Origin of the sequence: Bradyrhizobium sp. (genome assembly GCF_035652035.1) — a bacterium.
In the GTDB taxonomy this organism is placed as follows: domain Bacteria; phylum Pseudomonadota; class Alphaproteobacteria; order Rhizobiales; family Xanthobacteraceae; genus Bradyrhizobium.
On the sequence record NZ_DASREO010000079.1, the window covers coordinates 45,031 to 63,093 of the forward strand.

16 protein-coding genes are annotated in these 18,063 nt (G+C 63.5%); 1 reads left to right on the forward strand and 15 read right to left on the reverse strand.

The annotated features are described in order from the left end of the window. Window positions 1–86: 86 nt before the first annotated feature. The 8 genes from mutL to VFB05_RS21685 form a co-directional block, all read right to left on the reverse strand. The gene (gene mutL / locus VFB05_RS21650) at window positions 87–1,901 is read right to left on the reverse strand and encodes a DNA mismatch repair endonuclease MutL (RefSeq protein WP_325015995.1); all 1,815 of its coding nucleotides are present in this window, start codon (window positions 1,899–1,901) and stop codon (window positions 87–89) included. Window positions 1,902–2,018: 117 nt separating this feature from the next. Next, the gene (gene arfB, locus VFB05_RS21655; RefSeq protein WP_325015997.1) at window positions 2,019–2,438 is read right to left on the reverse strand and encodes an alternative ribosome rescue aminoacyl-tRNA hydrolase ArfB; all 420 of its coding nucleotides are present in this window, start codon (window positions 2,436–2,438) and stop codon (window positions 2,019–2,021) included. An 84-nt stretch (window positions 2,439–2,522) separates the two neighbouring features. Next, window positions 2,523–3,833, reverse strand: a complete 1,311-nt coding sequence (locus tag VFB05_RS21660) for a pitrilysin family protein (protein ID WP_325016066.1) — start codon at window positions 3,831–3,833, stop codon at window positions 2,523–2,525. A 59-nt stretch (window positions 3,834–3,892) separates the two neighbouring features. Further along, window positions 3,893–5,284, reverse strand: a complete 1,392-nt coding sequence (locus tag VFB05_RS21665; protein WP_325015999.1) for a pitrilysin family protein — start codon at window positions 5,282–5,284, stop codon at window positions 3,893–3,895. Between the two features lie 147 nt (window positions 5,285–5,431). Then, a complete protein-coding gene (locus VFB05_RS21670) occupies window positions 5,432–6,205 on the reverse strand; it encodes a hypothetical protein (protein WP_325016001.1) in 774 nt (257 codons plus the stop codon). Between the two features lie 99 nt (window positions 6,206–6,304). Continuing rightward, entirely contained in the window at window positions 6,305–6,826 is a 522-nt protein-coding gene (gene lspA / locus VFB05_RS21675) for a signal peptidase II (protein WP_325016003.1), read from the reverse strand. After that, window positions 6,799–9,798, reverse strand: a complete 3,000-nt coding sequence (gene ileS, locus VFB05_RS21680; protein ID WP_325016005.1) for an isoleucine--tRNA ligase — start codon at window positions 9,796–9,798, stop codon at window positions 6,799–6,801. Before ileS ends, lspA begins: the two co-directional genes overlap by 28 nt. A 167-nt stretch (window positions 9,799–9,965) precedes the next feature. Further along, complete coding sequence (locus VFB05_RS21685; protein ID WP_325016007.1) at window positions 9,966–10,937, reverse strand: bifunctional riboflavin kinase/FAD synthetase; 972 nt, start codon at window positions 10,935–10,937, stop codon at window positions 9,966–9,968. A gap of 211 nt (window positions 10,938–11,148) precedes the next feature. Here VFB05_RS21685 and VFB05_RS21690 point away from each other — a divergent pair, with 211 nt between their 5' ends. Beyond that, window positions 11,149–11,544, forward strand: coding sequence for a response regulator (locus VFB05_RS21690; RefSeq protein ID WP_325016009.1), 396 nt, complete (start codon window positions 11,149–11,151; stop codon window positions 11,542–11,544). A 169-nt stretch (window positions 11,545–11,713) separates the two neighbouring features. Here the strand turns inward: VFB05_RS21690 and VFB05_RS21695 are convergent, their stop codons facing one another. The 7 genes from VFB05_RS21695 to pgsA all read right to left on the reverse strand — a co-directional run bounded on the left by VFB05_RS21695 (window position 11,714) and on the right by pgsA (window position 18,012). Continuing rightward, window positions 11,714–12,568, reverse strand: coding sequence for a TIGR01459 family HAD-type hydrolase (locus tag VFB05_RS21695; RefSeq protein WP_325016011.1), 855 nt, complete (start codon window positions 12,566–12,568; stop codon window positions 11,714–11,716). 23 nt (window positions 12,569–12,591) lie between these two features. Continuing rightward, on the reverse strand, window positions 12,592–14,010 hold the full coding sequence (locus VFB05_RS21700; protein ID WP_325016013.1) for an EAL domain-containing protein: 1,419 nt from the start codon (window positions 14,008–14,010) through the stop codon (window positions 12,592–12,594). 205 nt (window positions 14,011–14,215) lie between these two features. Further along, on the reverse strand, window positions 14,216–15,559 hold the full coding sequence (locus tag VFB05_RS21705; protein ID WP_325016015.1) for an aspartate aminotransferase family protein: 1,344 nt from the start codon (window positions 15,557–15,559) through the stop codon (window positions 14,216–14,218). Window positions 15,560–15,708: 149 nt separating this feature from the next. Then, window positions 15,709–16,668, reverse strand: coding sequence for a 50S ribosomal protein L3 N(5)-glutamine methyltransferase (prmB, locus tag VFB05_RS21710; RefSeq protein WP_325016017.1), 960 nt, complete (start codon window positions 16,666–16,668; stop codon window positions 15,709–15,711). Next, window positions 16,668–17,135, reverse strand: coding sequence for a molybdenum cofactor biosynthesis protein MoaE (locus VFB05_RS21715; protein ID WP_325016019.1), 468 nt, complete (start codon window positions 17,133–17,135; stop codon window positions 16,668–16,670). Before VFB05_RS21715 ends, prmB begins: the two co-directional genes overlap by 1 nt. A gap of 11 nt (window positions 17,136–17,146) precedes the next feature. After that, window positions 17,147–17,398: a molybdopterin converting factor subunit 1 gene (gene moaD, locus VFB05_RS21720; RefSeq protein WP_325016021.1), complete on the reverse strand. Its 252-nt coding sequence runs from the start codon at window positions 17,396–17,398 to the stop codon at window positions 17,147–17,149. Continuing rightward, on the reverse strand, window positions 17,395–18,012 hold the full coding sequence (gene pgsA, locus VFB05_RS21725; RefSeq protein WP_325016023.1) for a CDP-diacylglycerol--glycerol-3-phosphate 3-phosphatidyltransferase: 618 nt from the start codon (window positions 18,010–18,012) through the stop codon (window positions 17,395–17,397). Before pgsA ends, moaD begins: the two co-directional genes overlap by 4 nt. Between the last annotated feature and the right edge of the window lie 51 nt (window positions 18,013–18,063).

Here is an 18,063-nt window from a genome sequence, read left to right on the forward strand (position 1 = left end):
GGAGCGAAGGTCCGCGTCTCGAAGGGTGGGCCGCCTCATCCTTCGAGACGCGCGTGAAGAACACGCTCCTCAGGATGAGGCTGACTTCAGCGCCGTCCGAACAGCTTTTCGATATCGGCGAGCTTCAGTTCGACATAAGTCGGACGGCCGTGGTTGCACTGACCGGAATTGGGCGTGTCTTCCATCTCGCGGAGCAGCGCGTTCATCTCTTCCGGCTTGAGACGGCGTCCGGCGCGCACCGAGCCGTGGCAGGCCATGGTGGCTGCGACATGCATCAAGCGCCGCTCCAGCGGCAGCGCCTCGTCCCATTCGGCCATGTGTTCGGCGAGATCGCGCAATAGTCCGCCGGCATTGGTCTTGCCGAGCAGCGACGGTGTCTCGCGCACGGCGACGGCGCCCGGGCCAAAGGATTCGATCGCAAGCCCGAACGAGGCGAGTTCCTCAGCTCGTCCCAGCAGCCGCTCGACCGTTGCCTCGTCCATTTCGACGATTTCCGGAATCAGCAGGATCTGCCGTTGCACGCCGTTTTTCGCGAGCGATGCTTTCAATTTCTCGTAGACGATGCGCTCGTGCGCGGCGTGCTGGTCGACGACAATGAGCCCGTCACGGGTCTGCGCAACGATATAGGTCTCGTGAATCTGCGTCCGCGCTGCGCCCAGCGGGCTATCGAGCAAATCAGCCGAGGGCTTATCCTGAAATCTCACGTCCGCCGTCGGCGCGCCGACATCGAAGGCGGCCTGACCGGGTTCGGCGAGCGCGGCGGCTGCGGCAGTTTGAAACCCCGGCGACGTGCCGACTGGAAAGGCCGGTGAGCGGCGCCAATCCCAATTCGCTGCTCGTGGCGGAGCGAAAGAGGGACGAAGCGTCTCGATGACCGCGCCACCGCTGTTGGCGGCCGTGCGTTTGCCCTCACGCGCGAGTCCCTCTTTAAGCGCATGCACGATCAGGGCGCGCACAAGCCCGGCATTGCGAAAGCGCACCTCGGTCTTGGCCGGATGAACATTGGCATCGACTTCCCGGGCATCGAGCGTCACGAACAGCGCCACGACGGGATGACGGTCGCGTGGCAGATAATCCGCGTAGGCCGCGCGCACCGCGCCAAGAATGAGCTTGTCGCGGACTGGTCTGCCGTTGACGAAGAGATATTGGCCGAGCGCGTTCGCCCTCGTCAGAGAGGGACTGGCGGCAAATCCCTCGACGATGACGCCCTCGCGTTCGGCGCGGACGTCGATAGCGCAGCTTCGAAAATCCGCGCCGAGAATGTCGCCGAGCCGCGTCAGCTGGCCGGGCGCGCCAGGCAAAGCCGCCGCCCAAGTGACGGGGCTGCGTTCCTCGCCGGCGAGTGTGAAGGCGATGTCGGGCCGCGCCATCGCAAGCCGCCGCACCACTTCACGGATTGCCTCCGCTTCGGTGCGATCGGTCTTGAGAAATTTCAGCCGCGCCGGCGTCGCATAAAAGAGGTCGCTGACCTCGACGCGGGTGCCTTGCGACAAAGCGGCCGGTGCAATCGCCGATTTTGCTCCACCTTCCACCGACAGCGACCATGCGTGCGGCTCGCTGGCGTGGCGAGTCGCGATGTTGAGTTTCGCCACCGCTCCGATCGAGGGCAGCGCCTCGCCGCGAAAGCCGAGCGTGCGGATGCGTAACAAATCCTCGTCGTCGAGCTTGGAGGTGGCGTGGCGTTCCACCGACAAAGCGAGATCGGCATGGGTCATGCCGCCGCCGTCGTCGGTGATGGCGATTTTTCGCCGGCCGCCGCCGTCGGTGAAGATATCGATCCGGCTCGCACCGGCATCGATCGCGTTCTCGACCAGTTCCTTGACCACGCTCGCCGGACGCTCCACCACCTCGCCCGCGGCGATGCGGTTAACGACCTGTTCGGGCAATTGGCGGACGGGCATTCGGCTCACTCGCAGCAGAGACCGGCTAATTTAGGGGCTTTTTCAGCTTTCGGGGAGGGCGATGCCCAAGGCGTCCCCAAGACATCGCCAAGACATCGTCAAGACATCCCCACTGCTTTAATCGTCAAAACCCCTTGAGCCGCGCCTTGCCTTGATGTCGCCGCGGCGTTTTTTGCCCTCGAGCCGGCGATGCTTCGACGCGAGCGTCGGGCGCGTCGCGCGCCGGGGCGTGGGACGTATCATCGCCTCGCGCAACAGCTCGACGAGCCGCTCGATCGCGTCGCTTCGATTGCGCTCCTGGGTGCGGAAGCGCTGGGCGTGAATGACGATCACGCCATCCTTGGTCATGCGCTGGCCGGCGAGCCGCACCAGCCGCAAAGCCGCATCCTCGGGCAGCACGATCCGTCGGGTATCGAACCGCAATTGCACGGCGGTCGAGAGCTTGTTGACGTTCTGTCCGCCGGGTCCGGAAGCGCGAACAAAGGAAATATCGAGATCGTTTTCGTCGATCCAAAGGTCGCGGGCAATCCGCAGCATGGCGTCACCGGAGAGGCGATTCCACGATGGAATCGCGTTTGGTTCCGGAGAATAGCGGTTTTACGCGCGAATTGCTCGAAGGACCTAATTCGCCTTCGCCGGGATCGTGGCTGCGACCGGCTGGGCCGTCGCCTGCAATGCCCGGCCGACGATGACGGTCAAAAGACCATCGCCCCACAGCCTGCGCGCAACCTGCCTGGCCTGGTCGATTGTGACCGCATCGACCATGGCATTGCGCCGCTCCAGATAATCGATCGGAAGGTTATCGAGCTGGTATTGCAGCAAGGCCGAGGCGAGCTTTGCCGACGTATCGAGCGAGAGCAGCCGCGAGCCCTTCAGGTAGGATTTCGCCTCATCCAGCTCCTGCTCGGTCGGGCCATTCTCAGCCATGTGCCGCACGACGCTTGTGATCGCATCGACCGTTTCGCTGGCTCGGTCGGCCCGTGTCCCGGTCGATCCTACGAACAGCGCGGAATGGTCCATCCACGCCAGCGAGCCTGAGACCGAATAGGCAAGGCCGCGTTTCTCGCGCACTTCGCGGTAGAGCCGCGATCCCGATCCGCCGCCGAGAATGTGAGTAACGACGTAGGCCGCCATGAAATCGGGATCGTTGCGCTTGATCCCGGGGTCGCCGAAGGTCACCACGGTCTGCGGCACGTCGAGCGGGATGAATTCGCGCTGCGGCGGCTTGCCGGCCACGACGTCCGCGACCGCCGTGAGCTTCGACTTCGCAGGCAAGGCCCCGAATGTGCGGTCCAGCAGCGCGCCGAGCGAAGCGGCGTCGATGTCGCCGACCACGGCAACCTTCAGATGTTCTTTTGTGAGTACCCGAGCGACATAGTCCTTCATGTCGGCGATGGTGATCGCGGGAACGGTTTCCAGCGTGCCTCCGGACTGATGGCCGTAGGGATGATCGCCATAGGCGGTTTCCAGGAACTTGCGGGTGGCGAGCGAGCCCGGGTTGGTCGTCTCGCGCCTCAGGCCGGAGATGAGCTGTGCGCGAATGCGCTCGACATCGGTGCCGTCGAAGTGCGGCGAGGTCAGCGAGGTCCGCAGGAGATCGAAGGCTTCGTCCTTGTTGTCCTTGAGCATGCGCAACGAGCCGCGGAAATAGTCCCGCGTGACGCTGAAGCCGAGCTCAATGGCGCGCCGGTCGAGATGTTCGTGGAAGCTGCGGGAATCGAGGTCCCCCGAACCCTCATCAATGAGGTCGGCCACCATATTGGCGAGGCCGGCCTTGCCGTCCGGGTCCTGCGCGGCGCCGCCATACATGGCAAATTCCATGGCGACGAGCGGCACGGTGGCATCCTGCACGAACCAGGCCTCGATCCCTCCCGGTGAAATCAGGTGCTGGATTTTCGCGGCGGCGTGCGAAGACGCCGGCAGGACCACCATCGCGGCCAGCCACACGCCAAACACAAGCCCCTTTCGCGCCGCGCCGATCTTGAGGAAGGTCACGATCGCTTCTCCGTGTGTTTGGGCGTTTCGTCCTTGATGAGATAGCCGGTAACCGAACGCTTCTTGTCGAGCCATTTTTGCACGGCCGCGCGCACCTGGTCGGCGGTGACGGCGCGAATGCGCTCGGGCCACTTCCTGATGTCGTCGATGCTCAGTCCGGTCGTCATCGCACCGCCGTACCAGCGGGCAAGGGTCGCCTGGTTGTCCTGGGCGTAGACGGTTTCGGCGATGAGCTGCGTCTTGACGCGCTCGAGATCCTCGGAACGGATGCCGTTCTCGCCGATATCGGCGATCACGTCGTCGATCGCCTGTTCGACCTGAGCGAACGTCACGCCGGGCCGCGGCGAGGCCGAGATCGAGAACTGCGTCGCGTCGAGCGAGATGCCCTGATAGGCGGCGCTGGCGCTCACGGCGAGCGGCTTGTCGACCACGAGGCGTCGATAGAGATAGGAATTGCTGCCGCCGCCCATCAGCTGCGCCAGCACGTCCAGCGCGGCGCTCTCGCCGGCTGCGGCGGTGGTGGCGGACGGCACCAGATAGTAACGCCGCAGACCCGGCTGTTCGACGCGTGGATCGGACAGGGTCACCGTGCGCGGCGCGGCCGGCTCCGGCTCCTGCGGACGAATTCGCTGCGCCGGTATCGCCGGCCGCGGCGCTACGACACCAAATGTCCGCTCCGCCATCGGGCGCACGTCATCCGCATCGACGTCGCCGGCAACCACAAGGATGGCGTTGTTCGGTGCATAAAAACGCTTGTAGAAGGCCAGCGCGTCTTCGCGATTGAGCTTCTCGATTTCCTGATGCCAGCCAATCACGGGCCGGCCATAGGGATGGTTGAGGTAAAGCGCCGCCATGATCTGTTCGGTGAGCCGCGCCTCGGGGTTATTGGCCACCCGCATGTTGAATTCTTCGAGCACGACGTCGCGCTCGGGCAATACGTTTTCGTCCTTGAGGACGAGGCCGGTCATGCGATCGGCCTCGAACTCCATCATTTTGCCGAGCTCTTCGCGCGGCACGCGCTGGAAGTAGCCGGTGTAATCGGCTGATGTGAAGGCGTTCTCGTTGCCGCCGATCCGTTGCACGACTTGGGAAAATTCGCCGGCCGGGTGCTTGGCTGTGCCCTTGAACATCAGATGCTCAAGAAAATGCGCAAGCCCTGACTTGCCCGGCGTTTCGTCGGCGGAGCCGACCTTGTACCAGATCATCTGCGTGACGACCGGCGTGCGGTGATCCGGGATCACCACGACCTGCAGTCCGTTGGCGAGGGTGAAGGTGGCCGGCGGCGATGCAGCGACCGTGGTCTCTGCCAGCGCAACCGTTGAGGAGACGATGAGGCCGGCAAACAAGCCGGCAATCAGGGAGGTGCGAAATCGCCGGGGTGACATCATGCGCGGTCTGAAAGACCGGCGAGGGCGTTGCAGGCGAATTTCCAAAACTCCACCGCGAATCCTTTCGCTCAAAACGAAAGCGCCGCATCTGGTTCTGGTGCGGACGCTTTCCTGTCAGGATCGGCACATCAGGCCGACCCTATGCCGTTAGTGGACGACGCTCGATGCGCTCGACCGCTGCGCGAGCGGGTTGCGATCCGGGTTGGACTGACCGTCGAGCCAGCCCTTCTTTTCTTCGCCATAGTCATAGCCGGCCGCCGGCGTCTGGTACCCGGCTGGCGGCTGGGTCAAAGCCGTACGTGCCGGCTCCGTGCCCGGTTCGACCGGCATCGTCTTCTTGCTGCCGAAGAGGTTGACACCGGTCCAGTCAGTCAGCGCCGCGGCACCGCCGGTGAACAGATCGCCCGGCTTGTCATAGATCGGGTCGGTCAGAGCCGTGCCGTTGCGATCGCTCGCATATGCGGGACGCGTGGTGCCGGGAATGGGCGCTTCCTCCACGGGAGGCGCGATGTTGATGGGCTGGGGCGCCTGCGCCGGATCGGCGCCATTGGTCACGCGGACGCGCGCCGGAGGCGGCGCATCCTTCTTCTTGGCGGCGATGACGGCCCTACGCTGACGCTCGTCGGGATCCTTTGGCCAGTTTGCGATCTGGCCTTGGCTGGCGGCGGAGGACGGCGGTGGCAAATCAAGCGTCGGCGGCACCACCAGGGGCGAGCGTTCGCGGTAGTCGATGCCGCGGTTGTCCATGTTGGTACCGCGGATCATGCCGTAGAAGCCGTCCTTGATCTTCTCCGACATGGTCCTGCCGTCGTTGTCCTCGGCGCGGGCCGCGCCAGTGGTGACAACGAGAGCGAGACCCACGGAGAGGACCGCAAGACCGAGGGTCCGTCCGATCAAACCGCTGGCTTCAATTCTGCGCATCGCGTTTTCCCGTCTTAAAATCGCGTTATTGTCCAGACCCTTGAGGCCTGATCGGGGCCTGCAAAGCCTTAAAGCCCTCGACGGCTACTATCTGCCGGATCAGGGCGCTTTTGCGGCGGGTAACCCCCAGAACGAGTCATACAACAGGGCCCCGACTCCGGCAACAATGGCTACATCAGCCAGGTTAAATACGTACCAATTGAAGGTCGTTTCGCCGATTTTGATGTGGAACAGGGCAAAATCGACCACCGCCCCGTAGGCAAAACGGTCGATACCGTTGCCGATCGCCCCCCCGATGATCAGCCCCAGCGCGAGCGTCGCCAGCGGCGTGCGCGACCGCGCCATCCAGACCGCCAGCACCACGACCGCGATCGCCTTGATCGCCATCAGCACGATCTGGGCGATGAAGCCGTCGTTTTGAAACCAGCCAAAGCTGATGCCCTGATTCCAGGCCAGGACCAGATCGAAAAACGGGGTGAGCCTGACCGTGCCGCGATGGGCAATGTCGAACACCCGGACCAGCCAGAATTTCGACGCCTGATCGAGCACGAGCGTGGCGACGGCCGCGATCACCCCGAGGCGCAAGTGATAGCTCAAGGCGTTACTCCCATCGCCTTCCATTCGCGCAGGGCAACCGCATCGCGCGGCGAGACGTCGGGGTATTCGGCGTCTTCGCCGACGGTCGGGAGAATCTTCCACGACCGCGCGCACTTTCGCCCGATCGCCTTTTCGACCACGACGGCGACGCCCGGCACCGCGTCGAGGCGGAATGCGGTCGCTGGCGCATCACCCTCGCGGACCTCATAGTTCGACGTGATGCAGACTTCGGCGAGATCGACATCGAACAGCGTCGCCAGCGTCGGCCGATCCGAGACATAGATCACCGGCGAAGCTTCCAGCGACGAGCCGATATTCTTCGCAGCTCGCTCGAGCTCCAGCGCGCCGGTCACCACGCGGCGCACGTCGCGAATGGTTTCCCACTTCGCGGCGAGCCGCTCGTCGCGGAATCCAGCAAGGTTGTCCGGGAAAGTGGCGAGATGCACCGAGGGCGCGCCATTCGGCTTGTACATGAACCAGGCTTCGTCAGCAGTGAAGCTTGTGATCGGCGCCAGCCACTTCAGGATCGCGTCGCAGAGAATATCGACCGTCGTCAGCGCCGCCTTGCGCGTCGTCGACGACGGCGGATCGCAATAAAGGGCATCTTTGCGAATATCGAAATAGAACGCCGACAGGTCGGTGTTCATGAAATGGGTCAGCGAGGCAACGACCGTCTTGTAGTCGAAGGCGGCATAGGCGTCGCGCACGACGGCATCGATCTCGCTCAGGCGATGCAGCATCAGCCGCTCGAGCTCGGGCATCTGCGCAGGTGCGATCGCGTCATCCGGCTTGAAATGATGCAGCGTGCCAAGCATCCAGCGGACGGTGTTGCGCAGCTTGCGATAGGTCTCGACCGTGTTCTTGAGGATCTCGGGGCCGATGCGCTGGTCGTCGGTGTAGTCGCAGGCAGCGACCCAGAGTCTCAAAATATCGGCGCCCGATTGCTTGATGACGGCCTGTGGCTCGATCGTGTTCCCGAGCGACTTCGACATCTTGCGGCCGTGCTCGTCCTGGGTGAAGCCGTGCGTCAGCACGACGTCATAGGGCGCGCGGCCGCGCGTGCCGCAGCTTTCCAACAGCGAGGAGTGGAACCAGCCGCGATGCTGGTCACTTCCCTCCAGATACATCACGGTATCCTCGCCGCCATCGGCCTCACGCTTGATGCCGGCGAGCCCAGGAAAATGCTTGGGGTCTTCCAGCACGAAAGCGTGCGTCGAACCTGAATCGAACCAGACGTCCAGGATGTCGTCGACCTTCTTCCAATCTTCGTTGCTGCGGTTGCCAAGGAAGCGCGCGCGCGCGCCTTCGGCATACCAGGCGTCCGCGCCTTCTTTTTCGAAAGCGTCGGCAATGCGTGTGTTGACGGCCTCGTCCATCAGGATTTCGGCCGAGCCATCGCTCTTCTCGCGCACAAACACCGCGATCGGCACGCCCCAGGCACGCTGACGTGAGATCACCCAGTCGGGACGTGCTTCGATCATGCCGGTGATGCGGTTCTGGCCCGAAGGCGGCACCCATTGGGTCACCGAGATCGCGTGCAGCGCGCGGGCGCGCAAGGTATCGCCTGGCTTGGTCCTGCCGTTGACCGCGATATCCTTGTCCATCGCGATGAACCATTGCGGCGTGTTGCGGAAGATCACCGGCTTCTTGGAGCGCCAGGAATGCGGGTATTGATGCTTGAGCCGCCCACGCGCCAAAAGCATGCCGCGCTCGATCAGCGCCTTGATCACCGCCTCGTTGGCATCGCCCTTCTCGCCCTTGTCGTTGATGACGCGCTTGCCGGTAAAGCCCGGCGCGTGGTCGGTGAAGGCGCCGTTCTCGTCGACGGTATAGGGTATCGTCGTGTTGATTCCGCGCGCTTCAAGTTCGCGCGCATTCGCCATCCAGACGTCGAAGTCCTCGCGGCCATGACCCGGTGCCGTGTGCACGAAACCAGTACCGGCGTCGTCAGTGACGTGATCGCCCGACAGCAGCGGAACGACAAATTGATACCCGCGGTCGAGGCCCTTCAAGGGATGCGCGCATTCCACGGCATCCAGCGTATCGCCCGGGATGTCGCGCACCTTCTCGTATGACGTGACGCGCGCCTGCTTGAAGACGCTCTCGGCGAGCGCGTCGGCCAGGATCAAAAGATCGCCATTCTTGGCCCAGTTGTCGGCGGCCGCGTCGGTGACTTTGTAGAGGCCATAGGCGATCTTCGGTGAGAAGCTGATCGCCCGATTGCCCGGCAGCGTCCACGGCGTGGTGGTCCAGATCACGATGCTTGCGCCGGCCAGCGCGCCGTGGGCCGGCGAGGTCACCGGAAATTTCACCCACACGGTGTCCGAGGTGTAGTCCTCGTATTCGACTTCGGCTTCGGCGAGCGCGGTTTTCTCGACGACGCTCCACATCACCGGCTTGGAGCCGCGATAGAGCGTGCCATTACTGGCAAACTTCATCAGCTCGCGCGCGATCTGCGCTTCGGCCGGATAGGTCATGGTGGCGTAGGGATGATCCCAGTCGCCGATGACGCCGAGCCGCTTGAATTCCTCGCGCTGCACGTTGAGCCAATGCGTGGCATAGGCCCGGCATTCGCGCCGGAATGCCACCATCGCGGTGGAATCGCGGAAATCGGGTTTGGACTTGCCCTTGGAACGGTAGTTTTCTTCCTCGACCTTCCATTCGATCGGCAAGCCGTGACAATCCCAGCCTGGCACGTAGTTGGAATCGAAGCCGAGCATCTGCTGACTTTTGGTCACAAGGTCCTTGAGGATCTTGTTCAGCGCCGTGCCGATATGGATGTTGCCGTTGGCATAGGGCGGCCCGTCGTGGAGGACGAATTTCGCTCGCCCTTTCGACGTTTCGCGCAGGCGCTCGTAGAGGCCTATTGCGTTCCAGCTTTTGAGGATTTCCGGCTCGCGCTGGGGCAGGCCGGCGCGCATCGGAAATTCCGTCTGCGGCAGGAACAGGGTCTTCGAATAGTCGGTGCTGGCTGACTTTTGGGGCTTTTCGGACATAGCGGCTCTGGTGCGCAATCGAAGGGCGGGCGGATGAACGACAAATCCCGGTCTTGCGCCGAGCTCTTGAGCTCAGGCGGAAGCCGGGCCGCTAATGCCGATGGTGCGCCGCGTCAACATGGGCTTTCCATAGCAGGGGCTTTATGAAATCGCAAAGGCCTCAAAAATCAGCCGATGGCCCCTAATTTGGGGAAGGCATCAGGCGAAGCCGCCAAGTGCTCGCGGGCGCGTCCGGAATCGTCGTTCATCTGGCGGATCAACGCATGGACGCCGTCAAATTTCAATTCCTCGCGAAGGAAGGCGATGAAGGCAACATCCAGGCGGCTACCATAGAGGTCGCCCTTGAAATCGAACAGATAGATCTCGAGCAGCGGTGCGCCATTGTCGAAGGTCGGGCGACGGCCAAAACTCGCAACGCCGTCGAGGCGCTGGCCGCCAAGGCCGACGCGCACCGCATATATGCCGTGCTTGAGTCCGCAATTCTTGTCGAGCCTGATGTTGGCGGTCGGAAAACCGAGGTCGCGGCCACGCTTTTCGCCGTGAATGACTTCGCCGCTGATGAACCAGGGACCGCCCAGCATTGCGGTGGCTTCGTCGATCTGCCCCTCCGCAAGCGCCATGCGGATCGCGCTGGAGGAGACCGGCCGTTCGGCAATGTCGACGTGCGCCTGGACATCGACCTCGATGCCGAGCCGCGGCGCCTCAGAGACCAACAGGCCCGGCGAGCCCACGCGACCCTTGCCGAAGTGAAAGTCGTAGCCGACTGCAATCCCGCTGATGCCGAGACGTTCGATCAGGTCATGGTGAATAAAGTCTTGCGCGGTCGTCTCGGCGCGCCGCCGGTCGAAGGTCATCACCACCGCGCCCGAAAGGCCGGTGGCCGCCAAAAGTCTGAGCTTTGCGGCCTCGTCCGTGAGGCGGAACTGCGGCGTGTTCGGACTGAAATAGCTCCGCGGGTGGGGTTCGAAAGTCACCGCGAAGGCCGGTCTGCCGTGGGCCTGACCCATGCGCAAGGCCGCGTCGATGACGGCGCGATGGCCGAGATGAACGCCGTCGAAATTCCCCATCGCAACCACCATTCCCTTGGGGATAGAGGCCGCGGGGGCATTGTCGCGGATCACGGTAAAATCAGAAGCCATTACCAAAGTCTTGACTGATGGGGGCGGCGGACCGTGGCTTGGGGGCGAGGGCGAAGTCAAGCGGGGTCTGGCGCACCTTTTTCGAGGCGGTGGAGCTGAAGGTCAAGGCACCGGTTAACGGGCTGTTTAACGGCTGATGGTAGTCGTTGGGACGGAGTGCGGGGTGCATTTGGCCCAGCCAGCGTTCTTATGTTGCCCAGGGGATTTCAAGATGGCTGTAGATCTTTCGATGTCGGTTCTGGTGGTTGACGACTACAGCACCATGATTCGCATCATCAGAAATCTCCTCAAGCAGCTCGGATTCGAGAATATCGACGACGCCAGCGATGGATCGGCTGCCCTCAACAAGATGCGCGCCAAGAAATATGGCCTCGTCATCTCCGACTGGAACATGGAGCCGATGACCGGCTACGACCTGCTGCGCGAAGTTCGCGCCGACCCCAATCTCGCCACCACGCCGTTCATCATGATCACGGCTGAATCCAAGACCGAAAACGTGATCGCGGCCAAGAAGGCCGGCGTGAACAACTACATCGTCAAGCCGTTCAATGCCGCCACGCTGAAGACCAAGATCGAGGCGGTCTTCCCGGATATGGCGAGCGCGTAGGTTTCCGCCCATCCATCGGTGGTCGTCCCTGCGAACGCAGGGACCCATAATCGCAGGTACTCGCTGTTACGCCGAAGGTGCTAAAGCCTGCTCATTTCGGCCGGTCGGCGGCTATGGGTCCCGGCGCGCGCTTCGCTTGGCCGGGACGACGGGAAGGTGGCTGCGGTAGCTACCACCTCAAATCCCGCATCAGCGCCTTCGGCGGGTGGCCGAACAATTCCCTGACTGAAGCGGGGTCGAGTTGATCGATGCCTTCGAACTCTTCGGAGTGAATGCCGCGCGTCACGAACAGGCAGTCGATTCCAAAACCGTGGGCGCCGGCAAGGTCGGTTCGCACCGAATCCCCGATCGCCAGCACGCAGGCAAGCGGAACAGCCTGGCCGCGCCGCTCGGCCGCCAGCGCCATGGCGCGTTCATAGATCGGCCGGTGCGGCTTGCCGTAGAAGATCACCTCGCCGCCGAGTTCGCGGTAAAGCTCTGCAATCGCGCCGGCGCAGTAGATCAGCCGGTCACCGCGCTCGACCACGATATCGGGATTGGCGCAGATCAGCGGCAGCTTGCGTTCGCGCGCTTTCAGCAACATCCCACGGTAATTTTCCGCCGTTTCCGTTTCGTCGTCGAACAGGCCGGTGCAGATGATGTAGTCAGCCGCTTCCAGCGCAACGATCTCGGCATCGAGACCGCGATGGATCGAGCTGTCACGATCGGGGCCGATCCAATGGATCTTCCGGCCGGGGTGATCGGCGATGAAATTGCGCGTGAGGTCGCCCGAGCTGACGATGGCATCGTAGGTCTCGTCGGGGACGTGGAGCTTGCGTAACTGCCGTTGCACTGAATCAGCCGGCCGCGGCGCATTGGTGATCAGGATGACGGTGCCGCCCTGGTCGCGAAAATTCTTGAGAGCGTCGCAGGCCTCGGGAAACGCGACCAGACCGTTATGCACGACACCCCAGATGTCGCTGAGCAGCACATCCACGCCGCCGACGAGGTCGTGCAGCCTTTCAACGAATTGTAGTGTCGTCATGTTACGAACTGCGGAATCGGGCACTAATTCGGACCGACCGCACGCCGCGCCAGTGCGGCATTGCCGGTGACCCGCGCCGGGGGTGGTTCGACGATAGGCGCTTCGGGCCTGGCGGCTCCGTTCGCCGATGCGCCGTCCGAAGCCGGTGCGCCCTCAGGCCGCAACGGCCGTGGCGGCGCAAACAGGAAGCCCTGCCCAAATCGCACATCGAAATCCAGGAGGTCGACGACGGCGCGCTCGCCCTCGATCCGTTCGGCGATGAGGTCGATGCCAAAGCGGCCAAGCAGGTCGGAGAGATCGGACGGGTGAATATCCGACGTCGACGACGCCTTTGGGTCGAGCAGCAGCGCGGCCGGCACCTTGATGAAGCGGACCCCGCGGTCGGCAAGCTCGCGCGGCTCGATCCGCAAGTCGGTGACGTGATCGATCGAGAAGCGAAATCCTCGCTGCGCCATCGCCGCCAGATGTTCGCTCTCACCGGTGCCGAGATTGCGGAACGTCGCCTGCTTGAATTCGATCACCAGCGAAGGCGCGAGCGCGCGGTTGGCTTCAAGGAAATCGAGGCAGGGCGCAAATGTCGTGGGATCGCGCAGGGTGGCGCCGGCCATGTTGCAGAACACCCCGATCTCCTTGTTGCGGACCATCAGGCGGCGCAGCACCTGCACGCAACGCAGCAGAACGGTGTGATCGACCTTCCCGATCAGGCCGGTGGCCTCCACGAACGGCATGAACTCCTCGGCCGCGAGCACGCGATCATGCTCGTCGCGGATGCGCGTGACGGCTTCGTAGAAGCGGACCTTGCGCTGCGGCAGCGTCACCATCGGTTGCAGGTAGATGTCGAGCCGGTTCTCCTCGATCGCCGTTTTCACGGCGGCGAAGGTTTGCATCTCGCCGCGCGGGGCGGCTGGTGGTTCAGGATGGACGACGGCGAAAGGGGGCGGAGCCACGATGCGTTTCGAGGGCTCGATTGCGAAGGTTGGCTCCTGGAATTGTGCCTTTTCCGGCTCGACCGCGGGCTGCGCCACGGCAGTCGCATTGGCGGACAGCATGTCCTCGTGGCTCGCGACCGACGCGGCGAGCTGCTTCACCAGCCCGCCAAGTTCGTTGATTTCGCCAACCACCGCCTGGATGCGGTCGGCGCCGGCATGGTTGAGCGAGTTAAGCTTGCCTTCGACCGAGGTCAGTCGGCGGCCGAACTCCGCGACCTGGCGGGCGAGGTCGGCGGTGCCGCGCGACAGGTCGGCGATCTGGCCGCCGACATCGGTGCGGTCGCGCAGCCGCATCGACACCGCATTGTAGAGGATCAGGAAGGTCAGGGCGGTGAGGGCGGCGATTGCCGATTCGATGCCGCTGATTCCTGCAACCGAGTAGAGAATGAGGCCGAACGAGGCGGCGACCAGCACCATGCAAATGGCGATGAAGATCGTGGAAATGCGGATCATGTTGCGCGCCTAAGCCCTCAGCCCCCGTGGCAATCCTCACCCGGGGAGAGACGGTTGCGCCGTCCTGGTTCGGCTACCCCAAGCCCCGCGACAGTAGCACTAATGTTGATTCGAAAGGGGAGACTTCTTGGCGTCGTCAAAACGGAACCGCGGCCCCTCGTCGAGGAGCCGCGGTCCGTGGTTGTACGGGGAGGGCTGGCGTAGCCTAGGCCACCGCGCGAATGACCTTGGCGACCTTCTCGACGATTTCGCCGACCTGGCTTTCGCTGACGATCAAGGGCGGGGTCAGCGCCAGGGTGTCGCCTGCGATGCGCATCATCAGGTCGTTGTCGAAGAAGGCGCTGTTCAGTGCGTCGAACCCGCGCTTGCCCGGCTGGTCCGGCCGCGAGGTGAGGTCGATGCCTGCCGTCAGGCCGACGGTGCGGATGTCGACGACGTTCGGCTCGTTCCTCAGCGACATGATCGCATCGGTCCACTTCGGCTCCAGCGCGCGGGCGTGCTCGAACAGCTTTTCGTCGCGATAGATGTCGAGCGTGGCAAGCCCGGCGGCACAGGCCAGCGGATGGGCCGAATAGGTGTAGCCGTGGGCCAGCTCGATGATGTGTTCGGGGCCGCTCATGAAGGCATCGTGGATGGTGTCGCGCACGATCACGCCGCCCATGGGAGCCGCACCATTGGTGACGCCCTTGGCAAAGGTGATCATGTCCGGCAGCACGCCATAACGCTCGGCGGCAAAGGCGTAGCCCAGCCGTCCGAAGCCGGTGATGACCTCGTCGAAGATCAAGAGGATGCCATGCTTCTGGGTGATCTCGCGCAGCCGCTTGAGATAGCCCTTCGGCGAGGGCAGCACGCCGGTCGATCCCGCCATCGGCTCGACGATGACGGCGGCAATGCTGTTGGCGCCGTGCAGGTTGACCAGGTTCTCCAGCGCGTCGGCAAAATGGGCGCCGTATTCCGGCTCGCCGCGCGAGAACGCCTGCTTCTCACGGTCATAGGTGGTCGGCAGATGATCGACGCCCGACAGCAGCGATCCGAACATCTTGCGGTTATTGCCCATGCCGCCGACCGAGGTGCCGCCGAAGCCGACGCCGTGATAGCCGCGCTCGCGGCCGATCAGGCGGACGCGGCCGCCCTGTCCGGAAATCTGGTGATAGGCGAGCGCCATCTTGAGTGCAGTGTCGGCTGCTTCCGATCCGGAATTGCAGAAGAACACGTGGTCGAGGCCCTTCGGGGCAAGGTCGGAGATGCGGCTTGCAAGCTCAAAGGCCTGCGGAATGCCGAACTGGAACGGCGGCGAATAGTCGAGCGTCTCGGCCTGCTTGGCGATCGCCTGCGCGATCTGGCTGCGGCCATGGCCGGCATTGCTGCACCACATGCCGGCAGCGCCGTCGAGGATCTTGCGGCCGTCGACGGTGATGTAGTGCATGTCCTTGGCGCCGGCGAGCAGCCGCGGCGCCTTCTTGAAGGCGCGGTTGGCGGTAAACGGCATCCAGTGCGCCGCAAGGTCATTGGGAACGTTGACGGTGGAGCGCGGGCTCTTGTCCAGCATGGCGGGCCTCTTTGAGTTTTTCGGTGAAGCGGTTGGCAAATAAGGTAGCAGTTTCGGCCGCGGACCGAAACGCCGGGAGGTCTGCTATTTTCGCAGGGATCGAGCGTTTCTCGGAAGAGGCCATGCCGTTTTTGCAGCTTTACGGCGTCTTACATGTCGGCGGCGCCAAGCCAGAACACCTCGCCTTCCGAATCTTCGGTGTCCAGCCACAGGAAGGGGGTCTGCGGATAGGCGGCTTCCAGGGCGCTGCGGCAACGGCCGATCTCGCATAACAGCCCGCCGTCGGCCGAAAGGTGGCGGCTTGCCTGATCCAGAATGCGCCTGACCACATCGAGCCCGTCAGCGCCGCCATCGAAGGCGAGCTTCGGCTCGGCGCGGCACTCGCGTGGCAAGCCTGCCATGCCCTCCGCATCGACATAGGGCGGGTTGGCAATGATCAGGTCGTAGCGCCTGTCGGCAACCGGCGCGTAAAGGTCGCCGCGGTGCAGCATGACGCGCTCCTGAAGGCCATGATCTCCGACATTGCGCGCCGCGACGGCCAGCGCGTCCTTCGAAATATCGACCGCATCGATCTGCGCATTCGGGAATGCGCGCGCGGCGAGGACTGCGAGGCAGCCGGACCCGGTGCAGAGTTCGAGCACGTTGTCCACCGCGCCTGCATCGTCGATCAGCGACGGCTCGCCTTCGTCGCTGCCGAAATGCGAATCCAGCAGTTCGCCGATGAAGGAGCGCGGCACGATCACGCGCTCGTCGACATAAAACGGCAGGCCGCGCATGTAGATCTTGTTGACGAGATAAGCGGCCGGCTTTCCGGAACTGACCCGGCGGGAAACCACGTCAAGGATCGCGCGCGCCTCATGCGCCGTGATGCGCGCGGTCGCGAAACTTTCGAACTGATCGGGATGAAGGTGCAGCGTTTCGCACACCAGGAACGCCGCTTCTGCGACCGGATCGGTGGTGCCATGAGCGAAGGTGAGCTTCGCCTCATGAAAGCGGCTGACGGCGTAGCGGACGAAATCGAGCAGCGTCACCAACTCGCCCGGGGAAACCTTGGGAGGTTTTGGTGCGACGCTGGAACGACTGGCTGCGGCTTTGGCGCGTTTGCCCATCAGGATTTGGTCCAGCGCGCGGCGGCGGCATCGTCATGATCGTGCGCTTCGACCCACTTCGCCCCGCTCGGCGCTTCCACGCGTTTCCAGAACGGCGCGTTCGCCTTCAGATAATCCATCATGAATTCGGCGGCTTCGAACGCGGCCTGACGATGCTTCGATCCCGTCACGACGAGTACGATGTTTTGGCCCGGCGTGATCCGGCCGACGCGGTGGACCACCCTTATTCCAGTAACTGGCCAGCGCGACATCGCTGTGGAGGCGTGACGCGCGATCTCCTCTTCGGCCATGCCCGGATAATGCTCGAGCGTCAGCGCGGCGATATCGGCGCCGTCCTCGCTGCCCCGGCAAATGCCGGTGAACGAGACGACTGCGCCGATATCGCTGCGGCCTGCCGTCAGCGCCGATATTTCGCGCGCAACGTCGAAATCGGATTCCTGGATGCGGATCGTGAGGTTGTCGCTCATGGCGGCATGCCCTAACCGCCGGTCATCGGCGGGAAGAAGGCGATCTCGCGGGCGCCCTGGATCGCCGCGTCCTGTTTGACGTGGGCATGGTCGATCGCGGCGCGGATCACGCGCGGCTTTTCGAAGGCGTAGGCGTAGGTTTCGCCGCGCGCGGCAAGCCAGGCGATCAGTTGTTCGACGGTTTTGACGGCGGAGGGCGGCTCGATCGTCTCTTCCGATTTGCCGATCCGCTCGCGCACCCAGGCGAAATATTTGACCTTCATCCCTCGTCCTCCTTGATGAGGTGATGGATGCCGGCGCGGAAATAGTCCCAGCCGGTGTAGATGGTCACGATCGCGGAAATCCACAGCAAGAGCAGTCCGATTTCGGTGGTGTGGGGGATGACCCGGTCGCCGGCTTCGCCGGCGAGCAGGAATCCGATCGCGACGAGTTGCGCCGTCGTCTTCCATTTGGCGAGCTTGGTGACGGGAACACTGACGCGCAAACCGGCCAGATATTCGCGCAGGCCCGACACCAGAATTTCGCGGCACAGGATCACGATCGCGGCCCACAGTGTCCAGCCGTGGATGATGCCGTCGGCCGCCAGCATCAGCAGGCAGGAGGCGACCAAGAGCTTGTCGGCGATCGGATCCAGCATGCGGCCCAGGGCCGACTGCTGATCCCACATCCGCGCATAGTAGCCATCGAGAAAATCAGTCACGGCGGCGGCGATGAACACGGCAAGCGCAACCCATCGCAGCCACAACGGCCAGTCTAGAATGGCCTGCGCATAGATGCAGCCGACCACGATCGGAATGGCGGCAATCCGCGCGAAGGTCAGAATATTGGGCAGGGACAACGAGCCTTTCGCCAGTCCCCTGGTGGTTGCGATGTTCATGCGCCTACCAATACCGCCGCCGCCTCAAGGTCAACCATGCGACACATATGA